Raw genomic sequence first — 12,710 nt, 5'->3', positions numbered from 1 at the left:
TGAGCGTACGCCTTACCGTCCCGCCGGAACAGGAATGCTCCTTGTGAGTTCATACCTTTGTACAATGCGACGCGCTGATGCGAATGGCGGCAGCGCAAACAAGGAGAGCAGACATCATGGGCCTTGGAACCATTCTCATCATCATCTTGGTCCTTGCCTTGCTTGGCGGCTTCAGCGGCTTGGGCGGCGGACCGTTCTATGGCACCGGCTATTACGGTGGTGGCGGCCTCGGCTTGGTGCTGCTTATCGTCATTATCCTGGTCCTGCTTGGGCGCATTTGATGCATGTCGTGCAAAAGTATGCAGCGGTTTTGTGATAACGACATGCATAAAACAGGAAGTAAGCGCGTCGCATGAGGCCGGCCAAACGCGACACGCGTTAGTGTCACGCTCGCGACAAAAACGCCTGCCGCTTGGTAATTAGCGCCGGGCGTTTTGTCGTGAAAAGACTAGATTTCCAAGATCCTTGGCAAACCGGGACCCTGGCTAGAAAGGGCGACTCGGTGCCGAACCTTTCGGCGCCGAGGACGCCACCATAGCAGCAGCTTATTGTTGGCGATCGGCGGCCAGCGCTTCTTTCAGATCGGCGTTGAGCACACCCTCGTTGAACAGCGACATGATACGGGCTGCCAACCGCTCGCGGACAGGACTGTCGTCCGCAACACCCAACTCGCGGCAGCAGTCGTCGAGCGCTTTTCTCAGCACGCTCAGTTCGGCTGGAGTTGCTGCACCTTGCATCGGCATGCCATCCTCCCTTGAAAAGGGCGAAAGCGCGAAGCGTCTTTCAAGCGTCCACTCGCCGTGCCTGTGTGGACGACTCCAATTCAATTAGCGCCGCTCTCGTCCAAACTCAATGTACGGAAATTACCAAGCAGACAGTTTGGGAACGACTGCCTTGCACCTGCATTGTTGCTGCGATCCAACCCACCCCTCATTTGGATCACTGGGCGTAGCCCACGACGCCCGAATGGAGCCCGTTGCATTCCTCGCGACGGGCTCTTTTCGAGCCCGGCGATCTCAATTGTCGTTTTCGTACCAAACCGACTTTGGTACGTTTCCAACTCTAACTTTCAGTCGGATGTTTTCGTAGGCAAGCGGCAGGAGAAACTGCCGTGCATCGATTCATTTTTTTATTTAGTAGGCTCCATACCTTTCAGTGCTTATATAAGCGTTATCGTCCGCAGGTTATACCGGGCGCGGACGGCTGGGAGATAAAAAGGCTCTTGCCCTGTTTTGGGCCCAGCTATGTCTGATCCAGCAAATTCCAATAAAAATCCGTACAAAAACAAGCTGTTGCGCCGAATGAGCGCCGGCGATTTCGCATCTCTCGAGCCGCACATCGAGCGCTGTTCGCTGGAGTTACGGCAATCGCTCGAAGTGTCCGGATCGCCGATCGAGGCCATTTATTTCCTCGAGGACGGCATCGGTTCGGTGGTTGCGAAAATGCCGAACGGCAGCGATGCGGAAGTTGGCCTTGTCGGCTTGGAAGGTATGACCGGCTCGGCCCTGATAATGGGCGACGACCGTACGGTCCATGATTGCTATGTGCAGCTGGCGGGAGAAGCTGCCAGGATCGACGCCGAGCCGTTCAAGGCGGCGCTGACGCAAAGCCCGACGCTGCGGCTGTTCTTGCTGCGCTACGTGCAATATCTGCATGTCCAGACTGGCTATACCGCGCTGGTCAACGCGCGATCGAAACTTGAAGACCGGCTGGCGCGCTGGCTTCTCATGTGTGACGATCGGGTGGATGGCGGCCGGCTGACGATCACGCACGAATTCCTGTCGATCATGCTTGGCGTAAGGCGCCCGGGTGTAACGGTCGCGCTGCAGCTGCTCGAGGGGCGAGGGCTCATCCGGTCCCGCCGCGGCGAAATTATCATCCGCGATCGCGATGGTCTCGTCGCACTGGCGGATGGCGGCTACGGCTTGGCCGAGGCCGAATATACCCGCCTGGTCGAGCATATCGGCGAGCGCTGACGGCGCTTTTCTGGCCGATTGCTGCCGCAGGTCGAAGGCCCCTGCGACACCACACGGCGGGTCGGAAAAATTTTCAAAGCTGCCGGACCGTCAGGGAACTTGTTTCCTGTCGGAGGGTTATCGGACGCCTCCACTTTGCGAGGCGGCACCAACCATTCGGGAGAGGATCATGGCGACTACGAAAAAGGCCGCGAAGGCGGCAAGCAAGGGCCTTGAGGATCTGTTCCTCGACGGGCTCAAAGACCTCTACTACGCCGAGAAGAAGATATTGAAAGCACTGCCCAAAATGGCCAAGGGCGCGGAGTCGGAAGAAGTGACCGCCGCCTTCGAGAAACACCGCATGGAAACCGAAGGACATGTCGACCGCCTCGAGGAGGTGTTCGACAAATTCGGCAAGCCGGCCCGCGGCAAAACCTGTCCGGCCATTGACGGCATCATCGAAGAGGGCTCGGAAATGCTCGAGGAGTATAGTGGTGCTCCCGCGCTCGACGCCGGGCTTGTCGGTGCGGCGCAAGCCGTCGAGCATTACGAGATCGCTCGCTACGGCACTTTGATCGCGTGGGCGGAAGAACTCGGCAAGAGCGACGTTGTCGAGCTGCTCAGGGCAACTCTCAAGGAAGAGGTCGCGACCGACGAAGCGCTTTCCAAGCTCGGCGAAAGCGGCGTCAACGAACGCGCCATGCAGGAAGCTGCCTGATTTCAAAACCGCAACCGAGCCTTGGTTGCCAAGGCTCGGTTGGCCGCGGCGAACCGGTGAAATGATGCATTGGTCCGTCATGAACGGTAGAGCGGGCAGCAAGCGCCTTGAAGCGGTGTCTCGGATCGGACTTACTCGATCTGCTCGAACGTGCATTGCCGCGGCTCCTTGTCCGGCCGCCAGCGCAACAGCTTGGTTCCGTGCCGGAACCGGTCGCCTGTCACATGGTCGAACCGAACCTCGACCACCAGTTCAGGCTTTATCGGTTCCCATTGTCCGCTCCGCTCCGTGCTCCAGCGGCTTGGTCCGCCCGGCGCCTTGCCGGTGAAACCTGGTTTGGCCCGCAGTTTTTCCAGCCGTCTGGTCAGCGCCGCCCTGTCGTCCTTGCCGATAGTCGAGGTGAACCCGACATGGTCCAGCCTGCCTTCGCTATTGTAGAGGCCAAGCAGCAGAGATCCGACTTCGTTGCTGCCGGCGAGATAGCGAAAGCCGCCGACCACGCAATCCGCAGTGCGCAGCCGCTTGACCTTGACCATGGCGCGCTCGCCGGGCCGGTATGGCCCGGCGATCAGTTTTGCAACAACACCGTCGGTCGAGCCGTGGCCGGCGCCCTGCAGCCAGCGCTCGGCGGTGGCGGCGTCGTGCGTATATTTGGACAGGTGCAGTTGGGGCCGTGCCGCCGACGCGACAAAGGCCCCAATCGCCTGCCTCCTGGTGGTGAGAGGCTCTTCGATGATGATCCTGCCGCCGGGCTCGGCCAGCATATCGAACAGGATCAGCATGGCGGGCGTCTCGAGGCTCAACTTGCGGATCCTGCTTTCGGCGGGATGAAGGCGCATTTGCAGGGCCTCGAACGAGGACGATCCGTCGACCTCGATGACAATCTCGCCGTCGGCAACAAACCGTCGCGAGCTCACATCGCGCAGCACCGCGACCAGTTCGGGAAAATAGCGGCCAAGCGGCTTGCCCGATTTTGCACGCAGATCGACGGCATCGTCGCCCTTGAACACGAGGCAGCGAAACCCGTCCCATTTCGGCTCGTATTGCCAAAGCCCGTCGCCGCCAGGGATTGCATCGGCGGCTTTGGCTTCCATCGGACGAAGGTCGAGCGGCAACGGAAATGCGGTCATGGCTGGTCCGCGCCGCCGCTACGGCATTCGCTACCGCCGTCGGCCATTCCTCTGTGCCCCGCTTTGCCGCCTCGGCGCCTTGCGGCCGGTTTGCTCGGGCGAAGGCGACAGCGGATCAACCTCGTCGGTCCCGCCGATCTCCTTGGTGATGCGATAGGCCAGATAAGCGACGGCTCCGGCAAGCAGCAAGCGGACCATGACTGCAAATCCTTCGTTGGTGTGAACCCACCAACCCGCAGGCCGAAGGTTTTGTTCCGCCGCTGCCCATCGCCGGGGTGAATCGTCGGCGGCGCAACCAAAATCCAAGCGCATCGTTTGTTGCTTATCGACGAAAAGAATTTGCGATGAAGACGCTCTTGCCCTTGTTCGCTTTGACCATGGCGCTATTCCTGGCCAGCAGCGCTTGGCCTGACGGGTGACCGCGATGCTCCTCGTTGTTCCGGTCTGGCAGGACATCGCGGCACGACTGCTTCTGACCGCGCTCGCCGGCCTGTTGATAGGCCTCAACCGCGAGGCGCGCGGGCACGCGGCGGGGCTACGCACCACCGTGCTGGTCGGATTGGCCGCCGCCATCACAATGATCCAGGCCAGTATTCTGCTCGAGACCGTTGGCAAGCACCCGGATTCGTTTGCATCGATGGACGTCTTGCGCTTTCCGCTGGGCGTGTTGACCGGCGTCGGCTTTATCGGCGGTGGCGCCATTCTTCGCCGCGGCAATCTTGTCAGCGGCGTCACCACGGCGGCCACGTTGTGGGTGATGACGGCGATCGGATTGGCTTTCGGTGGTGGCCAATACGGCTTGGGCGCGGCCGGCACGGCGCTGACGCTGGCCACCTTGCTGGTCCTGAAATGGGTGGACCTTCGAATGTCGCGCGAACACCATGCCCAGTTGGCACTGACCTGGAAGGCCGCAGCCCGACAGGAACTCGATACGATGATCGGGCCGCTTGGCTACCGGGCACGCCTCGTCGCAATAGAGAGGCGCCCAGATCTCAAGGACCCTGTGTTCTCGTTCGAGATCAGTTGGAGGCGGCCCGACACTGGGGCACCGCCAATGGACCTGCTGGCATCGGTGGGCGAGCATTGCGAGATCCAGAAGTTTGATCTCCTCAGCGAACCTGCCCGCTAGCTGGCGGCTTGCAACGATCGCGGCCTGAATCAGGCCATAGCTTCTCCACACCCCTTTCGATACCTATCTGTCGAGGCAGGACTCAAGGAGCAAGCAAAAGAGCGTGGCACAGCGATCGGGAAGTGCTGATCTCCCACTTCACGGCGGACGCGTGCCGAAATGGCTCGGCGACCGCATGACGCGGCTTGGCGCGGTCATGTGCGAGGCGATCATCCACCATTACGGCCGCGATGAATTGCTGCGCCGGCTGGCGCATCCGTTCTGGTTCCAGTCCTTTGGCGCCGTGATGGGGATGGACTGGCACTCTTCCGGCATCACCACCAGCGTCGTCGGAGCGTTGAAGCGCGGTCTGTCGCCGCTTTCCGGCGAACTCGGCATCCACGTTTGCGGCGGCCGCGGCGCGCATTCGCGCAAGACCCCGCACGAGCTTGCCCTGATCGGCGAGCGTGTCGGCCTCGACGGGCAAGGCCTCGCGACTGCCAGCCGGCTTGTCGCCAAGGTGGACAGCGCCGCGGTCCAGGACGGTTTCGATCTCTATCTGCACGGCTTCATCGTCACCGATGACGGCAACTGGGTGGTGGTGCAGCAAGGCATGAACGGCGACAGCAAGGTGGCGCGCCGCTATCACTGGCTGTCCGAGGGCCTGAAGAGCTTTGTCGACCAGCCGCATGCTGCCATCGAGGGCGCCAATCAGGGCGAGATCGTCAACCTGACCGACCGCCGCGCCGAAGCGTCGCGCCAGGGACAACTGGACCTTCTGCACGGCCTTGGACCGGATCGCATCGTGAGGGAGCTTGCCGCTTTGGAGCGGGGTTCGGCGCCAGCGCCGGAGCCGGCACAAAAGCTGCTGCCGCATCTGGTGATGCCGGCGCACCACGATGTACGCGAAAGCGATGTCGTCATGCGCCGCCTGCACGGCAACATCGCCGCGGCGGCCGAGCGCGGCCCGACAGATTTCGCCGGGCTTCTCCTGGTGCCCAATGTCGGCGCGCGCACAGTGCGGGCGCTGGCGCTGGTCGCCGAAGTGGTGCATGGCGCGCCGTGCCGATTTTCCGATCCCGGCCGCTTCTCGCTGGCGCATGGCGGCAAGGACAGGCACCCGTTTCCGGTGCCGCTGAAGGTCTATGACGAGACGATCGGCGTGCTGAAGTCGGCTGTCCACAAGGCCAGGCTCGGCCGTGATGAAGAGATCGGCGCGTTGCGGCGGCTGGACGACCAGTCGAGGCAGGTCGAGCGCTATGTCACCGGCCCAAGCCTGAAGGAAATCGTCGCCGGGGAGTTCGAGCAATCGCATCTGCTCGGCGGCCGCAGCGTCTTCGGTTGGGAGGTCGTACCCGAAACGGCCGCAGTCAAATCAACGAAGTGATCGGCTCGGATCAAGCCTCCAAGTCGATCAGGGCGACGCCGAGTTCGGGACGGTGCCTGCGGCGCAGATGGCCAGGCGTCTCCACCAATGTGACCTCGAGCGTCGGCCGCACGATGCCGTCCAGCAGATGACCGCCCCTCGTGGTGCCGTCACTCAATCCAAGGACTGCGTGGACGTGCAAGCTGGGCCTGCCGTCGTCGCCGATGGCAACATCGCCGATCGCGCTCAGCACTTCACACTGTTCCCGGACGGGGATTTTCCGGTAGGTCCTTTCTCCAGGGTCGAACCAGCCGACGGTTGCACTTTCGAAAGCGCCGAGCGCGGTCAGCGACGCGCCGCCGACGCCACGGTCGACCGCAAATGACGTCAGCTGCGCAAACGCCTCTTCGCCGGGATCAAGCACAACGACGAACGTTCTCTGTCCGGCGCTTTCGGCAACAAGCTGTGATTTCATGATTTCGCTCCAGCCGTCAGGAATTCAAATCCACCACACCAGCAATGCCAGCAAGACGAGACCCACTAGGCCGGCGATGAAAATGATCCGGCGCGCCCGCGTCCGCAGGATGATCTCGCCCTGCCGCGCCTGTTCCGCTGAAAAGACAGGACCATCCTTGTCCCGGTCGTTGCTCATCCATCGTCTCCTTTCGGGCAATTATTCAGCATTGAATAGATCTGGCGCCCGATAGAACACAATCTCGTTTGGCGGATGAGGTTCCACGATGGACCATCGACGGTTGGAACCGACTGGGACTCGGCCATCTGCCGAGGTGGGACGGAGATCGACCACGAGGTGAACCCAGCCGGCTTGGGACCGGCTGGGCGCCATTTGCATCTATTCCTTCGGCGCGGTCGCGGGCGCGGTATAGCGGCGGCGCACCGCGTCCAGGACGTGGCTGCGGCTCTCCTGCGCCGAAAGTGTGCCGTCTTTCTCCGCTTCGGCGGTTTCGCGCGCCAGTTCCTTGTCCCTGATCTGGTGGCGAAACCATTCGGAATAGTCGCCGGCGCGCAGATGATGTTCCCAGGTCCTGTCGTCGATGCCCTCGGCGATCTGGGCGAAAATCATCAGATTATGGGCGCGGAGGTTCATCGCATTGTCGGGGCCGCGGAAATAGAAGCTGCCCTTCTCGTCCAGCTGGCCCTCGGCATATTTGCGGCTGTGGCGCTTGAGCGACTGCCGCGGCTCGATCGGCTCGACCATGGCAGGTTTCTTGCGCGCCTGCGGCCGCCAGAACAGCACGCGCTCGTCTTTTGGAGAGTTCAGGTCCTTGTCCTTTGGCGGTTCGGTGCCGGTCTCGCGACAGAACGTCTTGATGACCTTTTTCGCCTTGGGGCCGAGTGCGATGACGGCGGTGACCAGCCGCAATGCCTCGGTTGAGATCGCGTCCGGATGAACCGTGATCAGGATCGTGCCCGGCAATTCCATGGCCAGCACCATTGGCGTGTCGTCGCGCCGCTTCGGCAAGAGGTGATGCGCCTCGTCGATGATCAGCCAGTGTGGTCGTGCCGTGCGGAGGCGAACACCGCCAAGGCCCGGCAGCAGGTCGGCAAAGAAGTCCGGCCGCTCGTTAACGCGCAGCGCCAGGCCATTGACGACCAGATTGTTGTCCGGCTTCCCCAGGAGATCGAGCAGTTGCGTCTTCGTCGGCGCGTTCGAGCCGTCGCCCAGCCGGACGGCGCCTTCGAGGCCGTCATAGTCGCCTTCCGGATCGAAGATGCAGAACTGGAACTTTCTCTCGACGAAGCGCTCCGTCAGTGCGGTCGCCAGGGTCGATTTGCCGATGCCGGAGCTGCCGGCGATCAGCACCGTATCGGTTGGCGACAGATACACCTCCTTGCCATCCTCCGAGCCAAGCAGAATGCCGTCGCGGTTCGGCACAAGCTCGCGATCGCGCTCGACCACCTTGGCGATCAGTTCCTCGACGCCTTTTCCGCGCGCGCCGCGTGTCACGAGATCCGCCGTATCCTTGACTGCCGGCAGTGCGTTGTCGACGGCGACGCTGAAGCCGCAGGCGCGCAGGAAGGCGTGGTCGTTTTCGGCGTCGCCGACACCGACGACGTTGTGCGGCGACAATCTGAGGTCCTGAAGCGCAGCTGTCAGCCCGGTCGCCTTGTTGATGCCGCTGGGCAGGATCATCACCGCGCCCTTGTTGAAGATGATTTCCAGCTCCAGCCCCAATTTCTTGATGACCTCGAGCGCGGTAGCCTGATGCGGTTCCCAGGTTGCGATGATCGAGCGTCCGACCGAAAGCGGTTTGACACCGCGTTTCCTGAGTTTGGCGATGAACTCGGGGGCGGGCGGCGGAGATATCGTCCGCTCCTCCTCGCTGGCCGGCGTGTAGATCAGCGCGCCGTTTTCGGCGACCACCTTGTCGAAAATCGCGACTTCGGGAAAGACGCGCTTGAGGTCGGGCAGCTCGCGCCCGGTGACGAGAATGAGTTTGCGGCCGCTCTTCTTGAACCGTTCAAGCGCCGCAAGCGTCTTCTCGGCAACGATCCCTTCATGCGCCAGCGTGCCGTCATAGTCGGTGGCCAGGGCAATGAAATACATGCCGTCAATAGCCGCCCACGATCGGCAATATCTCGCCGGTGATGTAGCTCGAGCAGTGCGGCGAGGCGAGGAACACGTAGGCCGGCGCGATCTCCTCCGGCTGGGCCGGCCGTTTCATCGGCGTGTCAGCGCCAAATTTCGAAACATCGCCGGCTTCCTTGTCCGAGGGGTTGAGCGGCGTCCAAACCGGGCCTGGCGCCACGGCGTTGACCCTTATGCCCTTCTCGACAAGGTTGCCCGAGAGCGCGCGGGTGAAGGCATGAATGCCGCCCTTGGTCATGGAGTAATCGACCAGTTGCTTCGAGCCCTCGATGCCGGTCACTGAACCGGTATTGATGATCGCCGAACCGGGTTTCATGTGCGGCACGGCCTCCTGCGCCATGTGGAAATAGCCGTAGAGGTTGGTCCTCAGCGTCGTGTCGAAATGCTCCTCGGTCAGCTCGCTGAAATCGCTGGAGTGGATCTGGAAAGCGGCGTTGTTGACCAGCACGTCGATCCGCCCAAACTCCTGCACGATCTCAGCCACCGCGTTGTGGCAGTGGTTGCGTTCGCTGACGTCCGCCTTGATCAGGATGCAGCGCCGGCCTTCCGCTTCGACGGCCCTTTTGGTATCTCTGGCGTCCCTATCCTCCGAGAGATAGACGATCGCCACATCGGCGCCTTCACGCGCATAGAGCACGGCCACCGCACGGCCGATGCCTGAATCGCCGCCGGTAATGACGGCCACTTTGCCGTCGAGCTTTTTCGATCCGATATAGTACGGCGCATCGTAAAGCGGCGCCGGCTCGATCGCCCATTCATGGCCCGGCTTCGGCTGGTGCTGCTCGGGGAAGGGCGGCTCGGGATATTTGCGGGCGCCGGCCTGCATGGCGCCTTTTTGCCTGCCATTGGATTTGGACTTGTCCTTCTCGTCGATACGGCGCTGGATGTGCCGTTGCTTGGCGGCCTCGCCGGCGATTTCCGATTTCATCTGCATGGTCATCTCCCTGGCTTGAAACCCAACAACGCATGTCCGGCGAAAAGGTTTATGCGACCACGTCATTCCTTGAGCCCGGCGACACGCTCCAGCAGCGGCCGTTGCAGCAGCGGCAGATGGCCGACGACGCTGAAGGCCGCGTTCCTGACGCCTTGCATGATGCCGTTGTCCGATTGGGCCAGCGACAGGATGCGCTCGCTGAGCGTGATCCACCGTTGCCCTACCGGGTGGCGTTCGCTTGTGTAGCCGGCAAGCGTGCCGTCGACGAAACGCCTGGCGAATGACGCGGCGTCCTCGATGCCGAGATTCATGCCGCGCGCGCCCAGCGGCGAATGCACATGCGCGGCATCGCCTCCCAGGAAGGCGCATGCGGTTTGATAGCGCGGCGCCTGTCGTACCGGAATATGGAAGCGGTCGGTCCGCAACAACCGCGTGATCCGGTAATTGCCGGGGATGCGCGCCAGCGCATCCTCGGTGTTGGAGACCGCGCGATAGCGCTTCTCGCCGATCGGGATGATGAAACCGACGTCACCGTCCCTGTGGAGAAACGCGTGGGCGGCCATCGGCTCATAGGGCCAATCGTCGATGTCGGCGTCGGCAATGCTCCATTGCCGCCGATGCGTGTAGCCATCGAAGCCGATGCCCATGGCATCACGCACCGTGCTTTGCGCACCGTCGGCTCCGAAGACAAGGTCGAAACTTGCCTCGTCAGGGCCGTCGGGCGCCTCGATCCGCACCTCGGCCCGGTCTTTGTGCTCGGCCATGCCGACAAATGTGCTTCGCCATTCGACGTCGACGCCAAATCCCTTGAGTGTATCGGTCATCAGCGATTCGGTATCGCGCTGCGGCAGCGACAGCAGGAAATTATGGCGGTGCGGCAGGATCGAGAAATCGATCTCGCCGAGCGCTCGTCCTTCGAAGTAGAAACGGGCTCGGCGAATTTTCAATCCTTCGGCGAGCAATCGGGCAGCGACTTTGGACGGTTCAAGGATGTCGAGGCTGTGCGAACTGATGCCGACCGCCTTGGCGAGCGGCGTAGGGCCTTCCTTGCGGTCGATGATGCGAGGTGCAATGCCGCGCCTTGCCAGTTCGACTGCCGCCGTCAGCCCGGTCGGGCCGGCGCCGACGATCAGGATGGAAGCGTCCCGCGAAGCCGTCATCGTCGGGCGTCAGCTTTTTGGCAGTGCGTAGGCAATGATGGCGTCGCCGATCCTGGTCTCCATGAAATGGTGGCTGCCGGGTGCGAGGGTCGCCAGCCAGATCAGGACATAAAGCCATACACCGGCGGCATTGCCGGCAAGCAGCAGGCTGCCGGCGGCCAGCAGGGCGATCCCGGCGGGCAGGTAATACCAGGATCCGCCCAGCGCAATCAACCAGGCACCGCCCCCTCCGATCAGCAGGCCGAGGATCGTCAGCAGCGCGCCGACGAACATCGTCCACCAGAAGGCAATGCCGGACCGGCGGCGCATGGGATGGGGGTCGGGGATGGTCATGATGCTTATCCGGGTGAAACAAAACGTGACCCGCATCCGAACGCACGGACGGTTCGATGGTTTCCGGTCAGCCCGACCTGATGGGCCAGGGCGGGGTAACCATTCTGTGATCTCCGCTGCTCCAGCCGGAACTTACCCACGCAGCCGCAGTTAGGGTTTTGGGGGGGTGAATACGGTTTGCTGGATGCGAAATCGGCGAGGGAATGCCGCAGGTCTTTTCGAGGAGCGCCAACGGCATTTCACGCTTCGCTCTGTGGGGCGCGTGTTTCATGGCGATCTTTGCGGCTCTCGGTGGCACCGCCATCCTGCGTTCGGACTTCGTCACCGGCGTTGGCCGGCCGTTGGCGCAACCAGTGCCGTTCAGCCACAGGCACCATGTCGGCGAGCTTGGCGTCGATTGCCGTTATTGCCATAGCGGCGTCGAGACTTCGTCATCGGCGGGTCTGCCGGCGACCGAGGTGTGCATGACCTGCCATTCGCAGCTTTTCACCAACGCGAACATGCTGGCGCCGGTACGGGCAAGCCTTGCCTCCGGGCAGCCATTGCAGTGGCAGCGGGTGAACAGTGTCCCCGACTTCGTCTATTTCAATCATTCGATCCATATCGCTAAAGGCGTCGCCTGCGAGACGTGCCACGGCGAGGTCGACGACATGATCGGACAATAGGCCGAAGCGGCGCACCTCGTGATGCCTTGCCTGCGCTCGGACCGGCGTCATACGGCCCGCTTTTGCCCGGCCGCCAGCGTAGAAATCTTTTGGCCGTGGCCGTTGAGTTGCCGGGCCTCGTCCTCGGCTGCGTCTTCAAGCTTGGCGACGAGCAGGTCCTTGAGGTCGCCGACCTCTTCCTCGATGTCTTCGATGGGTACGCCGGCATCGGCAGCCTCTTCCTTGCATTCCCTGGCGAGGATTTCCGCCTCCCTTTCAAGCTTGATCGGAGGCGGCGGCACATGAACGTTTTCGTGGATCCAGTCCTGCAAGAATTCTATCGCACTATCACTCATGGCGCTCACCTATAGCGGCAACCTGTAGTGCACATTAACGTACGTGCTGCAAAATGGATGCTTGGCAACGCCGGATTTCGAATAGCGATACTTGACGATAGCGTGATCGCCCTAAGGGCTAGAGCTTCTGCAGCCAAATGGGATTATCGGCGTCGCGGAAATGCGGCTAGCCAGACAGTTGGAGCGGGATCATTCTGCCCTTAGGACGTGTTGCGCCGCCGCGCCGGTGCTGCTCGATTAGGATCGCCTGACGGCCGAACATCGTCATGCGCAGCAGCCGGTCGTGCCGGCCACTCGGCGGCGCTGTCGGCGCGCATTTTGCGTTTATGCGCCATCCAGAACGGCAAGAGCTCAGCAAGAAAACTGTATATCGTGGTCTTCATCGGCATGCTCCG

General features: G+C 62.1%; 16 protein-coding genes and 1 pseudogene. 6 read left to right on the top strand and 11 right to left on the bottom strand.

What is annotated here, in order from left to right; genetic code table 11:
- Nucleotides 1–116: 116 nt before the first annotated feature.
- Nucleotides 117–281, top strand: a complete 165-nt coding sequence (locus tag NKH99_RS20590) for a DUF3309 family protein (protein ID WP_023677107.1) — start codon at nt 117–119, stop codon at nt 279–281.
- A gap of 264 nt (nt 282–545) precedes the next feature.
- Here NKH99_RS20590 and NKH99_RS20585 read toward each other — a convergent pair whose 3' ends face one another.
- Nucleotides 546–743 (bottom strand): hypothetical protein, encoded by a 198-nt coding sequence (locus NKH99_RS20585; RefSeq protein WP_352449586.1) that lies wholly within the window; start codon nt 741–743, stop codon nt 546–548.
- Between the two features lie 501 nt (nt 744–1,244).
- Here NKH99_RS20585 and NKH99_RS20580 point away from each other — a divergent pair.
- Both NKH99_RS20580 and NKH99_RS20575 read left to right on the top strand, forming a co-directional pair.
- Nucleotides 1,245–1,976: a Crp/Fnr family transcriptional regulator gene (locus tag NKH99_RS20580; RefSeq protein WP_352473082.1), complete on the top strand. Its 732-nt coding sequence runs from the start codon at nt 1,245–1,247 to the stop codon at nt 1,974–1,976.
- Nucleotides 1,977–2,145: 169 nt separating this feature from the next.
- Nucleotides 2,146–2,673 (top strand): YciE/YciF ferroxidase family protein, encoded by a 528-nt coding sequence (locus tag NKH99_RS20575; RefSeq protein ID WP_352614258.1) that lies wholly within the window; start codon nt 2,146–2,148, stop codon nt 2,671–2,673.
- A 131-nt stretch (nt 2,674–2,804) separates the two neighbouring features.
- Here NKH99_RS20575 and NKH99_RS20570 read toward each other — a convergent pair whose 3' ends face one another.
- Nucleotides 2,805–3,803, bottom strand: a complete 999-nt coding sequence (locus NKH99_RS20570; protein WP_352539856.1) for an ATP-dependent DNA ligase — start codon at nt 3,801–3,803, stop codon at nt 2,805–2,807.
- Nucleotides 3,804–3,833: 30 nt separating this feature from the next.
- The gene (locus NKH99_RS20565; protein WP_352614260.1) at nt 3,834–4,001 is read right to left on the bottom strand and encodes a hypothetical protein; all 168 of its coding nucleotides are present in this window, start codon (nt 3,999–4,001) and stop codon (nt 3,834–3,836) included.
- 226 nt (nt 4,002–4,227) lie between these two features.
- On the opposite strand from NKH99_RS20565, the gene NKH99_RS20560 reads away from it, so the two are divergent.
- Together NKH99_RS20560 and NKH99_RS20555 are read left to right on the top strand one after the other, a co-directional pair.
- Nucleotides 4,228–4,932: an MgtC/SapB family protein gene (locus NKH99_RS20560; RefSeq protein WP_352771063.1), complete on the top strand. Its 705-nt coding sequence runs from the start codon at nt 4,228–4,230 to the stop codon at nt 4,930–4,932.
- A 103-nt stretch (nt 4,933–5,035) separates the two neighbouring features.
- Nucleotides 5,036–6,298: a DUF763 domain-containing protein gene (locus NKH99_RS20555; RefSeq protein ID WP_352771065.1), complete on the top strand. Its 1,263-nt coding sequence runs from the start codon at nt 5,036–5,038 to the stop codon at nt 6,296–6,298.
- Nucleotides 6,299–6,308: 10 nt separating this feature from the next.
- On the opposite strand, the gene NKH99_RS20550 is transcribed toward NKH99_RS20555, so the two are convergent.
- From NKH99_RS20550 to NKH99_RS20525, 6 genes are all read right to left on the bottom strand, one after another.
- Entirely contained in the window at nt 6,309–6,752 is a 444-nt protein-coding gene (locus tag NKH99_RS20550; RefSeq protein WP_023677099.1) for a PPC domain-containing DNA-binding protein, read from the bottom strand.
- A 24-nt stretch (nt 6,753–6,776) separates the two neighbouring features.
- On the bottom strand, nt 6,777–6,929 hold the full coding sequence (locus NKH99_RS20545) for a peptide ABC transporter permease (protein ID WP_352457805.1): 153 nt from the start codon (nt 6,927–6,929) through the stop codon (nt 6,777–6,779).
- Between the two features lie 201 nt (nt 6,930–7,130).
- Complete coding sequence (locus NKH99_RS20540) at nt 7,131–8,846, bottom strand: HAD family hydrolase (protein ID WP_353015214.1); 1,716 nt, start codon at nt 8,844–8,846, stop codon at nt 7,131–7,133.
- Between the two features lie 4 nt (nt 8,847–8,850).
- A complete protein-coding gene (locus tag NKH99_RS20535) occupies nt 8,851–9,822 on the bottom strand; it encodes an SDR family oxidoreductase (protein ID WP_353015212.1) in 972 nt (323 codons plus the stop codon).
- A gap of 62 nt (nt 9,823–9,884) precedes the next feature.
- A complete protein-coding gene (locus tag NKH99_RS20530; RefSeq protein WP_353015210.1) occupies nt 9,885–10,982 on the bottom strand; it encodes an FAD-dependent oxidoreductase in 1,098 nt (365 codons plus the stop codon).
- A gap of 9 nt (nt 10,983–10,991) precedes the next feature.
- Nucleotides 10,992–11,315 carry a hypothetical protein gene (locus NKH99_RS20525; protein ID WP_352923269.1) on the bottom strand — a complete coding sequence of 108 codons (324 nt, stop codon included), beginning with the start codon at nt 11,313–11,315 and terminating at the stop codon, nt 10,992–10,994.
- A 203-nt stretch (nt 11,316–11,518) separates the two neighbouring features.
- Between NKH99_RS20525 and NKH99_RS20520 the strand changes: the two are divergent.
- Nucleotides 11,519–11,968 (top strand): annotated as a pseudogene (locus tag NKH99_RS20520) (cytochrome c3 family protein); the annotation flags it as partial.
- 59 nt (nt 11,969–12,027) lie between these two features.
- On the opposite strand, the gene NKH99_RS20515 reads toward NKH99_RS20520, so the two are convergent.
- Nucleotides 12,028–12,315, bottom strand: a complete 288-nt coding sequence (locus NKH99_RS20515; RefSeq protein WP_352449563.1) for a hypothetical protein — start codon at nt 12,313–12,315, stop codon at nt 12,028–12,030.
- 200 nt (nt 12,316–12,515) lie between these two features.
- The gene (locus NKH99_RS20510; RefSeq protein ID WP_353015209.1) at nt 12,516–12,698 is read right to left on the bottom strand and encodes a hypothetical protein; all 183 of its coding nucleotides are present in this window, start codon (nt 12,696–12,698) and stop codon (nt 12,516–12,518) included.
- Between the last annotated feature and the right edge of the window lie 12 nt (nt 12,699–12,710).

It is taken from the genome of Mesorhizobium sp. M0854 (assembly GCF_040319815.1).
Lineage (GTDB): Bacteria > Pseudomonadota > Alphaproteobacteria > Rhizobiales > Rhizobiaceae > Mesorhizobium.
The sequence above is the reverse complement of the archived record's forward strand: the minus strand, read 5'-3'. Positions and strand labels throughout refer to the sequence as shown.

What these genes read in the sequence shown, in the direction of transcription:
- NKH99_RS20535 (WP_353015212.1), bottom strand. Translation starts at nt 9,822, where the DNA reads ATGCAGATGAAATCGGAAATCGCCGGCGAGGCCGCCAAGCAACGGCAC.
- NKH99_RS20565 (WP_352614260.1), bottom strand. Translation starts at nt 4,001, where the DNA reads ATGGTCCGCTTGCTGCTTGCCGGAGCCGTCGCTTATCTGGCCTATCGC.
- NKH99_RS20545 (WP_352457805.1), bottom strand. Translation starts at nt 6,929, where the DNA reads ATGAGCAACGACCGGGACAAGGATGGTCCTGTCTTTTCAGCGGAACAG.
- NKH99_RS20540 (WP_353015214.1), bottom strand. Translation starts at nt 8,846, where the DNA reads ATGTATTTCATTGCCCTGGCCACCGACTATGACGGCACGCTGGCGCAT.
- NKH99_RS20550 (WP_023677099.1), bottom strand. Translation starts at nt 6,752, where the DNA reads ATGAAATCACAGCTTGTTGCCGAAAGCGCCGGACAGAGAACGTTCGTC.
- NKH99_RS20515 (WP_352449563.1), bottom strand. Translation starts at nt 12,315, where the DNA reads ATGAGTGATAGTGCGATAGAATTCTTGCAGGACTGGATCCACGAAAAC.
- NKH99_RS20585 (WP_352449586.1), bottom strand. Translation starts at nt 743, where the DNA reads ATGCCGATGCAAGGTGCAGCAACTCCAGCCGAACTGAGCGTGCTGAGA.
- NKH99_RS20525 (WP_352923269.1), bottom strand. Translation starts at nt 11,315, where the DNA reads ATGACCATCCCCGACCCCCATCCCATGCGCCGCCGGTCCGGCATTGCC.
- NKH99_RS20580 (WP_352473082.1), top strand. Translation starts at nt 1,245, where the DNA reads ATGTCTGATCCAGCAAATTCCAATAAAAATCCGTACAAAAACAAGCTG.
- NKH99_RS20560 (WP_352771063.1), top strand. Translation starts at nt 4,228, where the DNA reads ATGCTCCTCGTTGTTCCGGTCTGGCAGGACATCGCGGCACGACTGCTT.
- NKH99_RS20510 (WP_353015209.1), bottom strand. Translation starts at nt 12,698, where the DNA reads ATGAAGACCACGATATACAGTTTTCTTGCTGAGCTCTTGCCGTTCTGG.
- NKH99_RS20530 (WP_353015210.1), bottom strand. Translation starts at nt 10,982, where the DNA reads ATGACGGCTTCGCGGGACGCTTCCATCCTGATCGTCGGCGCCGGCCCG.
- NKH99_RS20575 (WP_352614258.1), top strand. Translation starts at nt 2,146, where the DNA reads ATGGCGACTACGAAAAAGGCCGCGAAGGCGGCAAGCAAGGGCCTTGAG.
- NKH99_RS20590 (WP_023677107.1), top strand. Translation starts at nt 117, where the DNA reads ATGGGCCTTGGAACCATTCTCATCATCATCTTGGTCCTTGCCTTGCTT.
- NKH99_RS20570 (WP_352539856.1), bottom strand. Translation starts at nt 3,803, where the DNA reads ATGACCGCATTTCCGTTGCCGCTCGACCTTCGTCCGATGGAAGCCAAA.